The organism is Yonghaparkia sp. Soil809, assembly GCF_001429705.1.
Classification (GTDB): domain Bacteria; phylum Actinomycetota; class Actinomycetes; order Actinomycetales; family Microbacteriaceae; genus Microcella.
Window position 1 is genome coordinate 575,885 of sequence record NZ_LMSV01000002.1, and the last position, 17,316, is coordinate 593,200.

Genomic DNA, 17,316 nt, shown 5'->3' on the forward strand with positions numbered 1-17,316 from the left:
GCCCCGCGCGAGACCTGGGAGAATGGACGGGCCATGCCTACCGCCACCACGACCGCCGAGACCCACGAGGGCGCTCTCCGCATCGGGCCCATCCCGCTGAGCGTGCCCGTCGTCCTCGCGCCCATGGCCGGCATCACGAACACGGCCTTCCGGCGCCTGTGCCGCGAGTACGGCGCGGGGCTCTACGTGAGCGAGATGATCACGAGCCGGGCGCTCGTCGAGCGCACGCCCGAGAGCATGCGGCTCATCCGCCACCACGAGTCGGAGACGACCCGCAGCATCCAGCTCTACAGCGTCGACCCCGTCACGGCGGGGGAGGCGGCGCGCTTCCTCGTGGGCGAGGGGCTCGCCGACCACATCGACATGAACTTCGGATGCCCCGTCCCGAAGGTCACGCGCAAGGGCGGGGGCGCGGCGCTCCCGTGGAAGCTCGAGCACTTCCGCCGCATCGTCGAGCAGACCGTGCAGGCCGCGGGCGACATCCCCGTCACCGTGAAGATGCGCAAGGGCATCGACTCCGATCACCTCACCTACCTCGAGGCGGCGAAGGCCGCCGAGGGCGCGGGCGTCGCGGCGATCGCGCTGCACGCCCGCACAGCCGCCGAGTTCTACTCCGGCCACGCCGACTGGTCGGCGATCGGGAGGCTCAAGGAGACCATCACGAGCGTCCCCGTGCTCGGCAACGGCGACATCTGGTCGGCGGAGGACGCCCTGCGAATGGTGGACGAGACCGGCTGCGACGGCATCGTCGTCGGCCGCGGCTGCCTCGGCCGTCCGTGGCTGTTCGGCGACCTCGCCGCCGCCTTCACCGATCGGCATGTGCGGATCCAGCCGAGCCTCGGCGAGGTGGGCGACGCCTTCCGCCGTCACGCCGAGCTGCTGGTCGACTTCTTCGACGACGAGGGCCGCGCGTGCCGCGACATCCGCAAGCACGTCGCCTGGTACTTCAAGGGCTATCCGGTCGGCGGCGAGCTGCGTGCGCGCCTCGCGAGCGTCGAGAGCCTGCAGCAGATGGACGACCTGCTCGGCGAGCTCGACCGCGAGCAGCCCTACCCGGGTGCGCCCGCCGAGGGCCAGCGGGGCCGTGCCGGCACGCCGAAGAAGCCCGCGCTCCCCGAGAACTGGCTCGCGAGCCGCGAGCTGTCGACCGCCCAGAGCGCCGATGTCGCGGCCGCCGAGCTGCACAACAGCGGAGGATAGGCCCGCGTGACGATCCACCCCCACGACGTCGGTGCGCCCGGCGCCGAGACCGCCGCGGCCACCGGGTACGATCCGCGCGACGCCGAGCGCTGGCTGCCGGAGGAGCACTCGACCCGTCGCAGCGACTTCGCCCGCGACCGCGGTCGCCTGCTGCACTCCAGCGCCCTCCGCCGTCTCGCCGCGAAGACGCAGGTGCTGAGCCCTACATCCGGGCTCGACTTCGCCCGCAACCGCCTCACCCACTCCCTCGAGGTGGCTCAAGTGGGGCGGGAGCTCGCGACGAGCCTCGGGCTCGACCCCGACGTCGTCGACACGGCGTGCCTCGCGCACGACCTCGGGCACCCGCCGTTCGGGCACAACGGCGAGCGCGCGCTCAACGCGTGGGCCGAGGGCATCGGGGGCTTCGAGGGCAACGCGCAGACCCTGCGGCTGCTGACCCGCATCGAGCCGAAGGTCTTCGGCCCCGACGGCCGCAGCTACGGCCTCAACCTCACCCGCGCGAGTCTGGATGCGAGCACCAAGTACCCGTGGCCGCAGTCGCAGGGCATCCCCGATCCCAGCGGACGCAGCAAGTTCGGCTTCTACGACGACGATGCGGCCGCCTTCGAGTGGATGCGCGCCGGCGCGCCCGATCGCGTGCGCTGCATCGAGGCCGAGGTCATGGACCTCAGCGACGACATCGCCTACAGCGTCCACGACTTCGAGGACGCGATCGTCGGCGGCTACCTCGACGTCCCCGCACTGAGCGCCCGCGCCGACCACGACGCGCTCGTCGACTCGATGTTCGAGTGGATCGGCGGCGAGATCGACCACGACGAGCTCATCGCCGCGTTCGACCGGCTCGACCACCTGGACTTCTGGATCGACTCGTGGGACGGCTCGCGGCGCGACCTCGCGCGCCTGAAGAACCTCACGAGCCAGCTGATCGGGCGGTTCGCGCACGAGGCCGTGCACGCGACGCGCGAGGCGCATCCTGGCCGCTCGCTCGCGCGATTCGGCGCGAACGTCGTCGTCCCGCGAGAGACGCAGGCCGAGATCGCCGTGCTCAAGGGGATCGTCGCGGCGAACGTCATGTCGACCAACTCGCGCCAGCCGATCTACGCCCGGCAGCGCGCGCTGCTGACCGAGCTCGCCGACGCCCTGTGGCAGGCGGGGGATGCCCAGCTCGACCCGGGCTTCGCCGACGACTTCCGCGTCGCCGTCGACGACGCCGCGCGTCGGCGGGTGGTTGTGGATCAGGTGGCGAGTCTCACCGACCAGTCGGCCATGAGCTGGCACGAACGCATCGTCTCCTAGACTCGGGCGCGTGGCAGGGCTCATCAGACGCAGCGATATCGATGAGGTCAGGTCGCGCACGAACATCGGCGAGATCGTCGGCGAGTACGTGACCCTCAAGGGCGCCGGGATCGGCTCCATGAAGGGCCTGTGCCCCTTCCACGACGAGCGCAGCCCGAGCTTCCACGTGCGCCCGCAGGTCGGCTTCTACCACTGCTTCGGCTGCGGTGAGGGCGGCGACGTCTTCTCCTTCCTGCAGAAGATGGACCACGTCACGTTCTCCGAGGCCGTCGAGCGCCTCGCGCAGCGGCTGAACTACACGCTCACCTACGAGGACGGCGGGCAGGCCCGCGAGGACGGCGGCAGCCGCCGCCGCATCCTCGCCGCGAACGAGGCCGCGGAGGCCTTCTTCCGCGAGCAGCTGCAGTCGCCCGCCGCCGAGCCGGCGCGCGCGTTCCTGGGCGAGCGCGGCTTCGATCCCGCGGCCGCCGCGCGCTTCTCCATCGGGTTCGCCCCGAACTCGTACGACGCGCTCTCGGGGCACCTGCTGACGAAGGGCTTCACGATCGAGGAGCTCCTCGCCGCGGGCCTCGTCGGGCAGGGCGACCGAGGCCCCTACGACCGCTTCCGCGGCCGGCTCATCTGGCCGATCAAGGACGTCACGGGCCAGACGCTCGGCTTCGGCGCGCGGAAGCTGCTCGAGACCGATCAGGGCCCCAAGTACCTCAACACTCCCGAGACCGCGGTCTACCACAAGAGCCAGGTGCTCTACGGGCTCGACCTCGCCAAGCGCGACATCGCCAGGGGCAAGCAGGTCGTCGTCGTCGAGGGCTACACCGACGTCATGGCGTGCCACCTCGCGGGCGTGACGACCGCCGTCGCGACGTGCGGCACGGCGTTCGGGGTGGACCACATCAAGGTCATCCGCCGCGTCATGGGCGACACCGACAACGCCGACACGACGCAGCTCGGCGAGGTCATCTTCACGTTCGACCCCGACGAGGCCGGCCAGAAGGCCGCGAGCCGCGCCTTCGCGGAGGAGCAGCGGTTCGCCGCCCAGACCTTCGTCGCGGTCGCCCCCGACGGGCTGGACCCCTGCGATCTGCGCCTGAAGCGCGGCGACGATGCGATCCGGATGCTCGTCTCGGGCCGCAAGCCCATGTACGAGTTCATGGTGCGCCGCCGCCTCGACCAGTTCGATCTCGAGACCGTCGAGGGGCGGGTCGGGGCGCTGCGCGCCGCCGCTCCCGTGGTCGCCGGTATTCGAGACCAGTCCATGCAGTCGGGCTACGCCCGCACCCTCGCGGGGTGGATCGGCATGGAGCCGGCCGAGGTCTCGCGCGCGGTGCAGGCCGCGCGCCGCGCCTCGGGCGCACGTCCGGCGCCGGGCCGCGGCGCCTCCGAACCGGGCCGCGGCGCCGCCGAACCCGGCCGCGGCCCGAGCGACCCCGGCCCGACGGGCGGGGGCGCGACCGGTCGCAGCACGGCGGGCGCTCCCCAGGGCGATCGCTCCGCGGCGGACGCGCCGCCGCCGGAGGATCGCGGCTACGCCCCGCCGTCGATCAGCATGAGCGACCTGCCGGGCGACCCCGTCACGCGGCTGGAGCGCGAGCTGCTCATGGCGGTCCTCCAGCACCCCGGCGAGATCGACCGCGAGATCGCGCTGCGTGCGCTGCACACAAGCTTCACCGTCCCCGCCCTCAGCACCGTCCGCGACGCCCTCGTGGGCGCCTTCGAGCACTACGGGACCGATCAGTGGGTCGCGCGCGCCGCGGAGGAGGCGCCGGGCGCGTTCGCGCCGCTCGTCATGCAGCTCGCGATCGCGCCGCTGCCCATCCGCGGCGACCACGTCCGGGAGTACTGCACGGGGGTGACGACCTCGCTCATCGAGCGCGATCTGCTGCGGCGCAAGACCGAGCTCCTCGGCGCCCTCCAGCGCACCGACGCGAGCGGCGACCCGGAGCGCTACCGCACGCTGCAGCGCCAGCTTGTCGACCTCGAGACCGAGCGCCGGAGGATCCGGGGCGACTGAGCGGCGGGCATCCATCGCATCGGCGACGCGGTCGTCGCAAGCCCCTTCCGGGGCGACCCGCTCGGTCTAGAGTGGATGTCAGGTTCGTCGGAGTCGCGAGCCCGCTGCGCCGGTCTCCGGCGAGCCGCTGCGGCTCCGGCCGCCGGGAGGAGAGCCCCATGACGGCAGTCGACCACGTGGGCGGCACGGACGAGATCGACGACGCGACAGTCAGCGCGCGCGACCTCTCGGTGCGCTACCGCGGGGGCGAGGGCCACGCGGCCGTGCAGGCGCTGACGGGGATCACCCTCGACATCGCCCCGGGGGAGACCCTCGCCGTGATCGGCGAGGCCGGCAGCGGCAAGAGCACCCTCGCGACGGTGATGGCCGGGCTCACCTCGCGCACCGTCCCGCGCGGGCCCGAGATCACCGGCGGTGCGCTCCACGTGCTCGGCATCGACGTGCGCCGCGTGCGGCGTCGGGAGGACGACCAGCTCGAGCTGCGCATCGGCTACGTCCCCCAGGACGCCTCGACCGTCCTCGACCCGCACCTGACGGCGGGGGAGAACGTCGCCCTTCCGCTCTTCCAGCGCAACCCGAAGCTCGCCAAGAGGGTCGCGGGCGGCATCGTCGCCGAGGCCATCGACGCGATGCACCTGACGCTCGCGACCATCCCGCTCTACCCACACGAGCTCTCCCGCGGGCAGCGGCAGCGTCTCGCGCTCGCCCGCGCGCTCGTCCTGGAGCCCGACCTGCTCATCGCCGACGAGCCGACGGCGGGGGTGGATGCGACCATCCGGGCGAGCATCCTGGATCACCTCGCCGAGGTCCAGCGTCGCCGTCGCTTCGCCGCGTTCATCGTCTCGAGCGAGGTCGGCGAGATCCGCCGCCTGTCGGATCGACTGGCCGTCCTCCATCGTGGGAGCATCGTGGGGATGGGCCGGATCGATGACGTCCTGGCTGATCCGACCCACCCCTACGTCGAGCAGCTCGCAGCGCTCGCGCGCGGATAGCCTCCGCGCTCGGAGCGCCGAGCATCCCTGGAGGTTCCGCAGCATGACCGCGTCCGACGCCCGCCCGCTCGCCCCGCTCGCCTCGGTCACCGTTCTCGGCCCGCGGCAGCACGTCGACCCGCTCGCGGGCCGTAGCGCGGAGCCCGCCGACGGGCGACGGGTCGAGCCGGGACCGATCGCCGTTCTCCCACGACCGACCGCGCTCTTCGTCGACGCGGCGATCGCGGGCGGAGCGGAGGTCGCCGAGCTGAGCGGCGCCACGCGCGGCCTCATCTGGCTGAGCGAGCAGCGTGCGGACGAGCTCGCCGAGCTCCTGGACGCCCACCCGGGCATCGGGTGGGTCCAGCTGCCGTGGGCCGGCGTCGATGGGTTCGCGAGCATCCTGCCTCGATACGCGCAGGGCCGAGGTCCGCTCTTCACGAGCGCGAAGGGAGCGTACTCCGAGCCGGTGGCCGAGCACGCGGTCGCCCTGCTGCACGCCGTCCTCCGCGAGCTCGCACCGAAGGCGCGCGCCGCCCGCTGGGCGCCCGTGCGCACGGGGCTGTCGCTGTACGGCCGGCACGTCGTCATCGTCGGCGCGGGCGGCATCGCGGCCGAGATCATCCGCCTGCTCGCCCCCTGGCGCGTGCGGATCACGGTCGTGCGCCGATCGGCCGGCGAGGTGGCCGGCGCCGACCGCACGGTGACCGTCGACCGGCTGCGTGCGGTCCTCCCGGAGGCCGACGCGGTCATCCTCGCCGCCGCGTCGACGCCGAGCACGCGGCACCTCATCGGCGCCGCGGAGCTCGCCCTCCTGCCGGAGCACGCCGCCCTCGTCAACATCGCCCGCGGGGCGCTCATCGACTCCGACGCGCTCGTGGAGGCCCTGCGCGAGAAGAGGCTGCTCGGGGCGGGTCTGGATGTCACCGAGCCCGAGCCGCTCGCGGACGACCACGCGCTGTGGAGCGAGCCGCGCTGCATCATCACCTCGCACTCGGCCGACACTCCCGAGATGACCGCGCCGCTGCTGGCCAGTCGCATCACCGAGAACGTCCGCGGATTCCTCGGCGACGGCCGATTCGTCGGCATCGTCGACCCGGCTGCGGGGTACTGAGGGGCCTCGGCAGCGGCGGCCCGTGCGAGCGGGCTCGTCGAGTTCTGGTAACGTGTTCCTCGCTGTTCGCAGCGATCCTCGATAGCTCAATTGGCAGAGCAGCCGGCTGTTAACCGGCAGGTTCTTGGTTCGAGTCCAAGTCGGGGAGCCATCCCCTCCCTCGTCCGTCGCGACCGCGTCGGGCGATCCGTCACCCCGCTCGCGATGGTCGGATCACCGCGAACGGACGGCGGCGGGCCGGCACGAGAGGACGACGGCGTGATCACCTGGCTCACCGCCAACGCGGCCGACATCGTGCTCATGGCCGTCGCGATCGCCGCGACGACGGTGATCCTGTCGCTCGTGCTCGTCATCGCCTGGTCGCGATCGCGCCGACGCGTGTCGGGCCTCGGCGCCGACCGCGCGAGCGCCGATCGCGCGCGGCTCGACGCCGAGATGGCGCTCGCCGAGCAGACGAACCGGCTCCGCATCATCCGCGAGCTGCACGAGGTCGCCGCGCACTCGCTCTCCGTGGTGATCAGCCAGGCCGACGGCGCACGCTACGCCGCCCAGCGCGACCCCTCCGCGGCCGGTCGGAGCGCCGCTGTCATCGCCGAGACGACCCGCTCGACGCTCGCCGACCTCCGCCGCGTCATGAGCCTCGTGGGGGAGGGCGAGTCGTCCGGGGCGCAGGGCGCCCGCCTGGACGCCGCGCACGAGCTGATCGGGGTGATGCGCGAGCAGGGTCTCGATATCGTGGTCGAGGAGTTCGGAGAGGCGTTCGCGCTCAAACCAGGCGCCGAGATCGCGATCTACCGGATCCTGCAGGAGGCGCTCGCCAACGCGCTCGCCTACGGGGGCCCGGGCACCGAGGCGCGCGTCACGCTCACGTGGTCCGACCAGGGGCTCCAGCTGCGCGTCGAGGACGACGGGATCCGCGCCCAGCACCGCCGTGCGACCGAGAGCGGCACGAGCCCGGCCGAGGCGCCCGCGACGTCGATCGAGGACGATCTCGCCGCGCTCACGCGGACCGTCGACGGCCGCGGCATCGCCGAGATGCGCGCGCGTGCCGAGCTCTACGGCGGCATCCTCACCGCGACGACGCAGCCGGGGGTCGGCTTCACCCTCGCGGTCGTGTTCCCCGCGCTGCGCCATCACAACGGCGTGCACGGAGTGGACCTGCGCCGCTCGTGAGCGCGGCATCCGATCGTCGGGAGGCCTGGCGCGCCTCCTGGGCGGTGGGCCTCGCGGTCGCCGCGTACGGGGTCTCGTTCGGCGCTCTCGCGGTCGCCTCCGGCCTCGACGTCTGGCAGGCCTGCGTGCTGAGCGCGGTCATGTTCTCCGGCGGATCGCAGTTCGCGCTCATCGGCGTCCTCGCCGCGGGCGGCCCGGCGTCGGGCCCGGCCGCGATCGCCGGTGCGACGCTCCTGGGCCTTCGCAACGGCCTCTACGCGATCCGCGTCTCGCCGATCGTCGGGCCGGGCTGGGCGAAGCGCCTCCTCGCCGGGCACCTCACGATCGACGAGTCCACCGCGGTCGCGACGGCGCAGCCGACGCTCGAGAGCCAGCGGATCGGCTTCTGGGCGACGGGAACGATCATCTGGGTCGGGTGGAACCTCATGACGCTCGCGGGCGCGCTCGTGGGCGACCTGCTCGGCGACGTGAGCGCGTTCGGGCTGGATGCGGCCGCCGCGGCGGCCTTCCTCGGGCTCGTGTGGCCGCGCCTGCGAGCCCTGCAACCCGTCGTCGTGGCCGTGGGAGCGGCCGTCGTCACCGCGGCGACCATCCCCGTCCTCCCGCCGGGCCTTCCGGTGCTCGTCGCCGCCCTCGTCGGGGTCGTCGTCGGGATCCCCGACCTCCTCGGCTCGCGGGGCGCCGCGCAGCCGCGACTCGTCCACCACGACGACGTGCCGCCCGCGCCGGACTCGGGGGAGTCGGAGCGATGACCGTCTGGCAGATCATCCTCGTCTCCTCGATCGCCGTGCTCGCGATCAAGCTCCTCGGCTACCTCGTGCCGGAGCAGGTGCTGCAGACGCCGACGGCGGCGCGCACCGCGAACCTCGTGACCGTCGCGCTCCTCTCGGCGCTCATCGTGGTGCAGACGATCGGCTCGGGGCAGGGCATCCTCATCGATGCCCGCGTTCCCGCGATCGCAGCGGCCGCGGGGCTGCTCGCGCTGCGGGTGCCGTTCATCCTCGTGATCGCGGCCGCGGCCGGCGTCGCCGCTGCGCTGCGCGCGCTCGGCTGGGCGGCGTAGCCCCTGACCAGGCGCCGGGCTAGTCCTCGAGGTGGTCGCGGCCCGGCAGCCACGACTGGCCCGGTGAGCCCCAGGAGCTGCGCTTGATCGCCTTCTGAGCGGCCTTGCCGTGCGGGTGCGCCAGGCGGTCGACGTACAGCACGCCGTCGAGGTGGTCGTACTCGTGCTGGAAGATGCGGGCCAGCCAGCCGCGCGCATCGATCTCGACGGGCTCGCCCTCGAGGTCGGTCGCCCGCAGCACGGCGCGCTCGGCGCGGCGGAGCGGGAATCGCTCGCCGGGCACCGACAGGCAGCCCTCCGACTCGTCGTCCTCGTCCAGCTCGTCGAGGTCGAGGGGGCTGATGAGCAGCTCGGGGTTCACCGCGACGCCGCGCCAGCGGACGTCCTGCTCGTCCGTCCAGTCGTAGACGAAGATCCGCAGGCCCACGCCGACCTGCGGCGCGGCGAGGCCCACGCCGGGTGCGGCCGCCATCGTGTCGAACATGTCGGCGACGAGAGTGCGGATCCCGTCGTCGACGGTCTCCACAGGGAGGGCTCGGAGGTGGAGCACCGGCTCGCCGGTGATGCGGATGGGGAGCACGGCCATTCGTCCAGGATATCGGCGCGCCCGTCGGTACAGTGTCCGGGTGCTTCCCCCCGAGCTGAGCGAACTGACGAGCGAACTCATCCGCAGTCCGTTCCTCGTCATCGGCATCCCGCTCGCGCTCGTCGGCGCCGTGTTCCTGTCCCTGGGGGCCCAGTTCCAGCACCGCGGCGTGTCCACGGTCGAGGCGAACCTTGGTGACGGGTCCAGGGCGGGCCTCAGCCCGCGCCAGCTCGCCCACCTGCTCCGCCGCCCGTCGTGGCTGCTGGGGACGCTGATGCTCGGCCTCGCGATCGTCTTCCAGCTCACCAGCCTCGGCTTCGCCCCGCTCATCGTGGTGCAGCCGATCGGGGTCGTGGCCCTCGTGATCACCGCGATCCTCAACGCCCGACTGTCGAGCATCCGCCTCGATCGGAAGGCGATCGGCGCGATCGCGATGAGCGTCGGCGGCGTCGGGGTCTTCGTCGTCGTCGCGGCGACGTTCGCGGTCGAGCAGCGGATCGATGAGGAGCAGCTGCTGACGGTGCTGGGGATCCTCGGCGTCGTCACCGCCGCGTTCGGCGTGCTCTTCGCGGTGCGGCGCAGGAGCGCGGGAGCGATGTTCTACATCGTCGGCGCCGGCGTGCTCTATGGCTTCGTCGCAACTCTCGCGAAGGTCGTGATCAACCGTATCGTCAACGGGAACTTCGAGTGGCTCACGGTCGTCGCGATCGTCGCGCTCCTCGCGAGCGCCGCGCTCGGCGGGTACTTCGTGCAGACGGCCTACTCGGTCGGCTCGCCCGACCTCGTCATCGCCGGCCTCACGGTCGTCGACCCGCTCATCGCCGTCCTGATCGGCGTCATCGTGCTGGGGGAGGCGACGCTCATCCCGCTCCCGGCCGCCATCCTGTCGATCATCGCCGGCGGCATCGCCATCGTCGGCGTCATCCGCCTCGCCAAGCACCACCCGCAGACGCATCGCTGAGGTACCGTAGACTCCGCTGGTCTTCCTCCCCCGACCGCGGCGCCGCGCGCGCCTGCCCCCGAGACGCAAGGATCATCCAGATCGTGCCTGACGCACCGCATCCGCACGCGGCGAACCCGTCGCCGATGCGCATCCTGATCGGCGCCGACACCTTCGCCCCGGACGTGAACGGGGCCGCCAAGTTCGCCGAGCGCCTGGCCGCCGGTCTCGTCGAGCGCGGCCACGACGTCCACATCGTCGCCCCCCGCCCGGAGGACGGCCCCAACGTCACGCGCGTGGAGCAGCATGAGGGCCAGTCCATGACGGTCCACCGCCTCCGATCGTGGCGCTGGAACCCGCACCCCTGGCTGCGCTACGCGCTGCCGTGGCGGATCGAGCGGAACGCCGCGCGCATCCTCGACGAGGTCAAGCCCGACGTCGTGCACTTCCAGTCGCACATCGTCGTCGGCCGCGGCCTCGCCCGCCAGGCCGCCGCGCGGGGCATCCGGATCGTCGGCACCAACCACTTCATGCCCGACAACGCGATGCAGTTCACGCCGTTCTTCGGCTCGCTCAAGGACGCCGCCATCCGCGGCATGTGGAAGGCTGCGGGCCGGACCTTCGGCCTCGCCGAGTCGGTCACGACCCCCACCCGCAAGGCCGCCGACTACCTCGAGAAGTACTCCGAGATCGAGGGCGTGCACGCGATCTCCTGCGGGTTGCACATCGACAACTACACCCCGAACTTCGCTCCGCGCACCGAGAACGTCGCCCTGTTCCTCGGGCGCGTGGAGGCGGAGAAGCACATCGACGAGCTCCTGCGCGCCGTCGCGCTCCTCGACGACGCCCTCGCCGTGAAGGTCGAGATCATCGGCGACGGCGAGCAACGCGGCGCCCTCGAGCGACTCGCGCGCGAACTCGGCATGGCCGATCGGGTGCACTTCGCCGGCTACGCGCCCGAGGAGTACCTGAAGGAGCAGCTGACGCGGGCATCCGTCTTCGCGATGCCGAGCCGCGCCGAGCTCCAGTCGATCGCGACGATGGAGGCGATGGCCTCGGGCCTGCCGGTCGTCGGCGCGAACGCGATGGCGCTGCCCCATCTCATCCACGACGGCGAGAACGGCTACCTCTACGAGCCGGGCGACATCCAGGGCTTCGCCGATCGGCTCGAGCGCATCTTCACGATGCCGCACGACGAGCTGCTCGAGCTCAAGCGCGAGAGCCTGCGCATCGTCTCCGGCCACGACATCACGCGGACCCTCGAGACGTTCGAGGCGCTCTACCGCGGCGAAGAGGTCGACGACCCGATCGTCGACGGCGTGGGCTCAACGACCCCCTAGACCGCTCGGTAGCATGGTGGCGGGCCCACGGGGCCCGCGGGGCGGTAGCTCAGCTGGTCAGAGCAGCGGACTCATAATCCGTCGGTCACGGGTTCAAGTCCCGTCCGCCCTACCGATGCCAACCGAGCCGTCGTCGCCCCGCTCTGAGTCGGCGGCGGCCTTCGCTCAGGTCTCCTCGCGGCGGTGCTCGCGCGCGACCTCGGCCAGGCGCTCACGGTCGAGGTCCTCGGACGACGCGACGGCGAGACGCACGGGGGTGAGGGCGGTGATCGTCGCCGTCCGACGGCCGCCCTCGAGGACGGCCCGTTCGCCGACGATCGCCCCGGGCCCGACCTGGCCGACGACCCGACCGTCGACCTCGACGGCGCAGACCCCGTCCAGCACGAGGTACACGCCCGCTCCCGTGTCGCCCTGTCGGGCGATCTCGGTCCCGGAGTCGAGCCGCTCGACGGTCGGGCGTCGGCCGGTCCGCATGATCTGAGCGGAGAGCGCGCGCTCGGCGGCGGACTCGACGGCGGCGACGACGACGGGGGAGTCCTGCTCGCCCCACGGCGTTCGCGGGCCGAACGAGTCGGACAACCAGCGCTTCATGTCGGTCAGTCCGCTTTTCGCGAGCAGCCGGCCGTCGGTCCCGAAGAGCCAGTGCCGCGGGAACGAGCTGGCGCCCACGAGCTCGACATCGCCGCGCCCGTCGGAGTGGAGGGTGAGTGCGAGAGTCGTCCACACCATGGGTGCCTGCCAGCGCACGAGGGGCGTGTAGGGGACGGCTCGAGGCAGAGGCACCCCGGTGCGGCCTCCGACCGTCTGCACCAGCCGCACCGAGCGGGTGCCGACGTCCGGGCTCGGACGCAGCGTCGGCAGGGCGACCCCGGCGAAGGTCGCGCCGACCGACGCGATACGCACCGTCGTGGAGCCCATGACGACTCCCGACTCGTGGCCGTACCCCCACGCGGTCGGAAGGCCGTCGTCGGTGAACTCGGCCCATCCGGCCAGTACGTTGGCGAATCGGAAACGGTCATCGTCACAGAGGCGCCGCACCTCCTCGGGTCCGGAGAGCACGTCGGACGGCGGCCGATCGTAATGCGCGAGCCCCATCTGAAACCCGGTCTCGAGCAGGCCCTGCGCGGACTCGGAGGGGATCCACGACAGCGTCGTGGCGGTGTGCTCGACCCTCATGCGTCGCCTCGTGCGTCGCCGAGCCGGGTGAGGCGCCAGAGCCCCGGGACTCCGGACAGCGTCGCCGTTCCGAGGTCCCCGAACTCCGCTCGCGCGCCCGCCACCAGGTCAGCGACGGTGCCCGTCGCGCGGATCTCGCCCGGCCCGGCGCTCGCAGCCACGCGCGCGGCGACGTGCACGCCGACGCCCCGGACGCCCGCTCCCCGGTGGACGACCTCGGCGCAGTGCAGTCCGGCACGGATGGTCAGGCCGCCTGCGGCGAGCCGATCCCGCGCCTCGCGCGCGCACGCGAGCGCACGGCTCGGGAGCGCGAAGACGGCGAGGAAACCGTCTCCGGCCGTGTCGATCTCGGTGCCGCCGTGACGCGCGAGGGCCGCGCGCACCTCGCGGTGGTGGAAGTCGAGCAGCTCGTTCCACTGATGGTCCCCGAGCTCCGCCGCCAGTGCGGTGGAGCCCACGACGTCGGTGACGAGCATCGTGAGCACGGCCCGATCGGCGTCGGCACCCGTGCGGGTGCCGGTGAGGAACTCCTCGACCTCGTCGAGCAGAGCGTCGGTGTCGCCGAAGAACGCGGCGAGATCCGAGCCGGGCAGCTCGACGAGGCGTCCGTCGGGGAGGTCGTGGGCGAGGCGCCGCACGGCGGCCGACGGCACGAGCATGTTCTCCGATCGGTGCAGCACGAGCGTCGGAGCCGTCACGGCGGGCAGGAGGGCGCGGACGTCGAGATCGAGCAGTGTGCGGAGCATCCCCGCCGCCATGTTCGGCGTCGCCGACATGCGCTCCCAGCGGCGCCACCAGGCGGCGATGCGCGGGTCGCCGGCGACGCTGGGGGCGATCGCCGGCAGCAGTGCGCCGGTGCCCCAGGAGCCCTGCTCCACGGCGGCCGCGAGGTTCTCGATGACGGCGGAGTCCAGTCCTTCCGAGTGGTCATCGCGGGCGACCGTCGTGGCCAGCGCCTCGCCGAGCACGAGCGCCTCGACCCGTTCGGGATGGCGAGCGGCCAGCGCGATCGCTCCCGCTGCCTTGTCGACCCAGCCGAGGATGACGGCGCGCTCGCTGCCGACGGCGTCGAGCACCGCGACCAGGTCCTCGGCGAGGTCGTCGATCGTCGCCGGCCGGGCGGGGCGGTCGGAGAGACCCGTGCCGCGGGCGTCGTGGAGGATGAGCCGTCCGCACGTCTGGAGGCGGCGGAGGAAGTGCACGGTCTCGGGCAGCTCCCACAGCAGCTCGAGGTGCGACACCCAGCCGATGCCGACGACGATATCCCGCTCACCGTCACCGACCACCTGGTAGGCGATGTCGACGTCCCCCGATCGGACGAAACGGGTCTCGGGGGTGACGACGCTCGTCATGGAGTCACCCTCCCACACGACCCGTGCTCACGTATAGGCCTCGCGCACGACGAGGAACGCCGATGTCGGCGGGTGAGCGCCGGTCCCCCCGGCCGCGTCAGTGGGCGTCGCTCACGACCTTCAGGCCGATGACTCACGCCACGATCCCGAGCACGAGAAGCACCTTCGCGAGAGTGAGCGCCTCGGCCCCGGTCGCCATCGCCCAGAGCACGGTCAGGCTCGCGCCGATGCCGACCCAGATCGCGTAGGCGGTCCCGGTGGGGATGTCGCGCATCGCCCACGCGAGCCCGGCCATGCTCGCGACGAGCGCGACGCCGAAGACGATCGACGGGCCGATGCGCGTGAGGCCCTTCGACCCGCCGAGCGCGCTGGCCCAGACCGCCTCGAGAATCCCTGACGCGATGAGGATGATCCACGACATGACGAGCCTCCCGGCCAGTCCTGTCGCGTTCCGGGTACTGATCCGTCGTCCGGGAGCGCGATCGCCGCGCTCGACGACCATCGTGCCCGAGCGGGGTGTGCACGACCTGAGCAGACGGGGCGGCCGATCCTGCGGGCTCGCTCGGTAGCATCGGGCCCGTGATGATCGATGGGGCGCGGATGCCGCGGCGCGCGCTCGTCGACGCCGTGGCGGCCGCGCTGCACCTCGCCGCCGGAGTCGTGCTCCTCGCCGGGGCCGGTCGGCTCACCGTCGAGCTCCCGGTCCGACTCTCGGCGCCCGGCGTGCCGGCCGAGCCCTTCGCGTCCGTCGATCTCGCGGCGGCCGCCGCCGTGGTGGTGCTCGCGAGCGCCGTCGCGCGGCTGCTGGCGAGCATCCCGCCCCTGCGCGATCGGGTCGACGATCAGCTCGCGCGCGGTCGAGCGGGCTGGCGCTGGCTCGAGCTGTCGCAGTCCGCGAGCATCACCATCGTGCTCGTCGCGCTGCTCAACGGGGTGAGCGAGGCGGGCGTGCTCGTCGCCCTCTACGCCCTTGCGGCGGGGGCGGTGCTGCTGCTGTGGATCCAGGACCGCCAGACGGCGCCGGGCCCGCGCGGGCTCGCACCGTTCAGCGCGGGGGCCGCGATCGGCATCGTGCCGTGGGGCGTCGTCGCGCTGTACCAGGTGACACGGCTGCTCGTCGGCGAGCCCGTCAGCGATGTCGTGAGCGCGGGCACGATCGCGCTCCTGCTGCTCGCCGCGGCGTCGTGGTTCTCGGTGTGGTGGCACCGCGAGCATCGGCGGTCGGCCTACCCGGCGGCCGACGCCGAGCGGGTCGCGACCCTCTTGGGGCTCGCGCACTCGGCGGTGCTCGTGGTTCTCGTGCGTCTTCTCGGCTGAGCGTTCATCGGCGGGACGATCGGAGTTCGGGGTCCGTTCACACGAGATCGATTCGCTTCCTCCATGACCCGACCCCGTATCCGCCGCCGCACCGCTCCGCTGCTCGCCGCCCTCGTGCTCGCGCCCGCCCTCGCCGCGACGGCTGCACTCCCGGCCACCGCGTCGACCCCCGTCTCCGGCCTCGATGCGGACGCCGACGGCTTCTCCGCGACCGTCCTCGGCCGCTACGCCAACGACGGCGCCGAGGTCGTCGCCGTCACCGGCGACCGCATGTACGTGATCGACGCGGATGCCCGGCTCGACATCGTCGACATCTCCGACCCGCGCGACCCCCGCCGCGAGCGCTCGATCGACCTCTCCGCGTTCGGCCCGAGCATCACCTCGGTCGCCGCGACCGAGGGACGCGTGGCCGTCGTGCTGCCGGCCGCGCACAAGACCGACCCCGGGACGCTCGTGCTCCTGAACCCCGCGGGCAGGGTTCTGCGAGAGGTGCAGGTCGGGGCGAATCCCGACATGGTGACCTTCGACGAGGCCGGCCGCCGCATCCTCGTCGCGAACGAGGGCGAGCCCGTCTCCTACTCCCCGAAGGACGACGCCGAGGGCTCGGTGAGCGTCGTCGATGTGCGACGGATGCTCGCTCGAGACCCCGGCGCGCTGGCGACGATCGACTTCCGCGCGTTCGACGAGGTCGGTGCCCGGCACGCCGAGCTTCCCGCCGAGGTGCGCGTGTTCGGTCCCGGTGCGAGCGTGAGCGAGGATCTCGAGCCCGAGTACATCACCGTCGAGGGCGAGCGGGCGTGGGTGAGCCTGCAGGAGAACAATGCGATCGCCGAGCTCGACCTCGCCGGGCTCGAGGTGGTCGCGATCCGCGCGCTCGCGCCCGTGGACCACTCCGTGCGTGGCTCCGGGATCGACGCGAGCGACCGCGACGGCCGCATCGACATCCGCCCGCGCCCGGTCGTGGGGCTGCCTATGCCCGACGCGATCGCCTCCTTCCTCGTGGACGGCGAGACCTACCTCGTCTCGGCCAACGAGGGCGACTCGCGCGAGGACTGGCCGGGGTACGCCGAGGAGGTCCGCGTCGGCTCGGGCGGCTATGCGCTCGACCCCACGGCCTTCCCCGACGCGGCGGCGCTGAAGGCGAACGCCGAGCTGGGTCGCCTGACGGTCACGCGCGCGAGCGGCGACGACGACGGCGACGGCGACTACGACCGCATCGTCGCCTTCGGCACACGCTCGGCGAGCATCTGGAACGGCTCCACGGCCGCGCGCGTCGCCGACACGGGAGACCTCTTCGAGCGCACCGTCGCGGAGCTCAGCCCCGCCGACTTCAACACGAACAACGACGAGAACGCGTTCGACAATCGCAGCGACAACAAGGGCCCCGAGCCGGAGGCCGTCGCCGTCGGCCGGCTCGGCGACCGCACTCTCGCGTTCGTCGGGCTCGAGCGGCAGGGCGGGGTCATGGTGCTCGACGTGAGCGACCCGGGCACCCCCGTGCTCGTCGAGTACCTCCAGACCCGTGACTACGCCGCCGACCCCGAGTCCGCGGAGACCGACTCGGGCGTGGAGGTCCTGCGATTCGTCGCCGCCTCGGACTCGCCGACCGGCCAGCCGCTCCTGATCTCCTCGAACGAGGTGTCGAGCACCGTCGTCATCTGGCAGCTCGCCGGCTGATCATCCGCTTCAGGCCCGACGACCGACCGGGCTGGGACGTCGTCGACGATCGGCGCGCCGGGGAACACCGGCGCGCCGATTGGCGTTGGCCCGAGCATCC

16 protein-coding genes, 2 tRNA genes and 1 riboswitch are annotated in these 17,316 nt (G+C 72.7%); of the genes, 14 read left to right on the plus strand and 4 right to left on the minus strand.

Translation table 11 applies throughout. The annotated features are described in order from the left end of the window. The first annotated feature begins 33 nt into the window (after positions 1–33). The 9 genes from dusB to ASG83_RS10250 all read left to right on the plus strand — a co-directional run bounded on the left by dusB (position 34) and on the right by ASG83_RS10250 (position 8,828). Positions 34–1,200 (plus strand): tRNA dihydrouridine synthase DusB, encoded by a 1,167-nt coding sequence (dusB, locus tag ASG83_RS10210; RefSeq protein WP_055860822.1) that lies wholly within the window; start codon positions 34–36, stop codon positions 1,198–1,200. 12 nt (positions 1,201–1,212) lie between these two features. Continuing rightward, positions 1,213–2,496, plus strand: a complete 1,284-nt coding sequence (locus ASG83_RS10215) for a deoxyguanosinetriphosphate triphosphohydrolase (RefSeq protein ID WP_200932327.1) — start codon at positions 1,213–1,215, stop codon at positions 2,494–2,496. Positions 2,497–2,506: 10 nt separating this feature from the next. Beyond that, positions 2,507–4,507, plus strand: a complete 2,001-nt coding sequence (gene dnaG, locus ASG83_RS10220; protein ID WP_055860828.1) for a DNA primase — start codon at positions 2,507–2,509, stop codon at positions 4,505–4,507. A gap of 158 nt (positions 4,508–4,665) precedes the next feature. Next, positions 4,666–5,499 (plus strand): ATP-binding cassette domain-containing protein, encoded by an 834-nt coding sequence (locus tag ASG83_RS10225; protein ID WP_055860831.1) that lies wholly within the window; start codon positions 4,666–4,668, stop codon positions 5,497–5,499. A 43-nt stretch (positions 5,500–5,542) separates the two neighbouring features. Then, on the plus strand, positions 5,543–6,592 hold the full coding sequence (locus ASG83_RS10230; RefSeq protein ID WP_082515048.1) for a D-isomer specific 2-hydroxyacid dehydrogenase family protein: 1,050 nt from the start codon (positions 5,543–5,545) through the stop codon (positions 6,590–6,592). A 75-nt stretch (positions 6,593–6,667) separates the two neighbouring features. Next, a tRNA-Asn gene (locus ASG83_RS10235) sits at positions 6,668–6,743 on the plus strand. A gap of 107 nt (positions 6,744–6,850) precedes the next feature. Beyond that, complete coding sequence (locus ASG83_RS10240) at positions 6,851–7,765, plus strand: sensor histidine kinase (protein ID WP_055860834.1); 915 nt, start codon at positions 6,851–6,853, stop codon at positions 7,763–7,765. Next, the gene (locus tag ASG83_RS10245; protein ID WP_082515050.1) at positions 7,762–8,517 is read left to right on the plus strand and encodes an AzlC family ABC transporter permease; all 756 of its coding nucleotides are present in this window, start codon (positions 7,762–7,764) and stop codon (positions 8,515–8,517) included. The genes ASG83_RS10240 and ASG83_RS10245 overlap by 4 nt, the downstream gene beginning before the upstream one ends. Further along, on the plus strand, positions 8,514–8,828 hold the full coding sequence (locus ASG83_RS10250; RefSeq protein ID WP_055860837.1) for an AzlD domain-containing protein: 315 nt from the start codon (positions 8,514–8,516) through the stop codon (positions 8,826–8,828). The genes ASG83_RS10245 and ASG83_RS10250 overlap by 4 nt, the downstream gene beginning before the upstream one ends. Before the next feature lie 19 nt (positions 8,829–8,847). Here ASG83_RS10250 and def read toward each other — a convergent pair whose 3' ends face one another. After that, positions 8,848–9,414 carry a peptide deformylase gene (def, locus tag ASG83_RS10255; RefSeq protein WP_055860840.1) on the minus strand — a complete coding sequence of 189 codons (567 nt, stop codon included), beginning with the start codon at positions 9,412–9,414 and terminating at the stop codon, positions 8,848–8,850. Between the two features lie 40 nt (positions 9,415–9,454). Here def and ASG83_RS10260 point away from each other — a divergent pair, with 40 nt between their 5' ends. From ASG83_RS10260 to ASG83_RS10270, 3 genes are all read left to right on the plus strand, one after another. Then, positions 9,455–10,375 carry a DMT family transporter gene (locus ASG83_RS10260; RefSeq protein WP_235451452.1) on the plus strand — a complete coding sequence of 307 codons (921 nt, stop codon included), beginning with the start codon at positions 9,455–9,457 and terminating at the stop codon, positions 10,373–10,375. Positions 10,376–10,458: 83 nt separating this feature from the next. Then, the gene (locus ASG83_RS10265) at positions 10,459–11,694 is read left to right on the plus strand and encodes a glycosyltransferase (RefSeq protein ID WP_235451453.1); all 1,236 of its coding nucleotides are present in this window, start codon (positions 10,459–10,461) and stop codon (positions 11,692–11,694) included. 38 nt (positions 11,695–11,732) lie between these two features. Further along, a tRNA-Ile gene (locus ASG83_RS10270) sits at positions 11,733–11,806 on the plus strand. 53 nt (positions 11,807–11,859) lie between these two features. Here the strand turns inward: ASG83_RS10270 and ASG83_RS10275 are convergent. The 3 genes from ASG83_RS10275 to ASG83_RS10285 all read right to left on the minus strand — a co-directional run bounded on the left by ASG83_RS10275 (position 11,860) and on the right by ASG83_RS10285 (position 14,643). Then, positions 11,860–12,870, minus strand: a complete 1,011-nt coding sequence (locus tag ASG83_RS10275) for a cyclic nucleotide-binding domain-containing protein (RefSeq protein WP_055860843.1) — start codon at positions 12,868–12,870, stop codon at positions 11,860–11,862. After that, positions 12,867–14,222, minus strand: a complete 1,356-nt coding sequence (locus ASG83_RS10280; protein ID WP_055860846.1) for an adenylate/guanylate cyclase domain-containing protein — start codon at positions 14,220–14,222, stop codon at positions 12,867–12,869. The genes ASG83_RS10275 and ASG83_RS10280 overlap by 4 nt, the downstream gene beginning before the upstream one ends. 133 nt (positions 14,223–14,355) lie before the next feature. After that, positions 14,356–14,643 (minus strand): multidrug efflux SMR transporter, encoded by a 288-nt coding sequence (locus ASG83_RS10285; RefSeq protein ID WP_055860849.1) that lies wholly within the window; start codon positions 14,641–14,643, stop codon positions 14,356–14,358. A gap of 9 nt (positions 14,644–14,652) precedes the next feature. Next, positions 14,653–14,718, minus strand: a riboswitch (guanidine-III (ykkC-III) riboswitch). An 86-nt stretch (positions 14,719–14,804) separates the two neighbouring features. Between ASG83_RS10285 and ASG83_RS10290 the strand changes: the two genes are divergently transcribed. Then, on the plus strand, positions 14,805–15,539 hold the full coding sequence (locus ASG83_RS10290) for a hypothetical protein (protein ID WP_235460218.1): 735 nt from the start codon (positions 14,805–14,807) through the stop codon (positions 15,537–15,539). Between the two features lie 63 nt (positions 15,540–15,602). Beyond that, complete coding sequence (locus ASG83_RS10295; RefSeq protein WP_055860855.1) at positions 15,603–17,216, plus strand: choice-of-anchor I family protein; 1,614 nt, start codon at positions 15,603–15,605, stop codon at positions 17,214–17,216. The last annotated feature ends 100 nt before the right edge of the window (positions 17,217–17,316 follow it).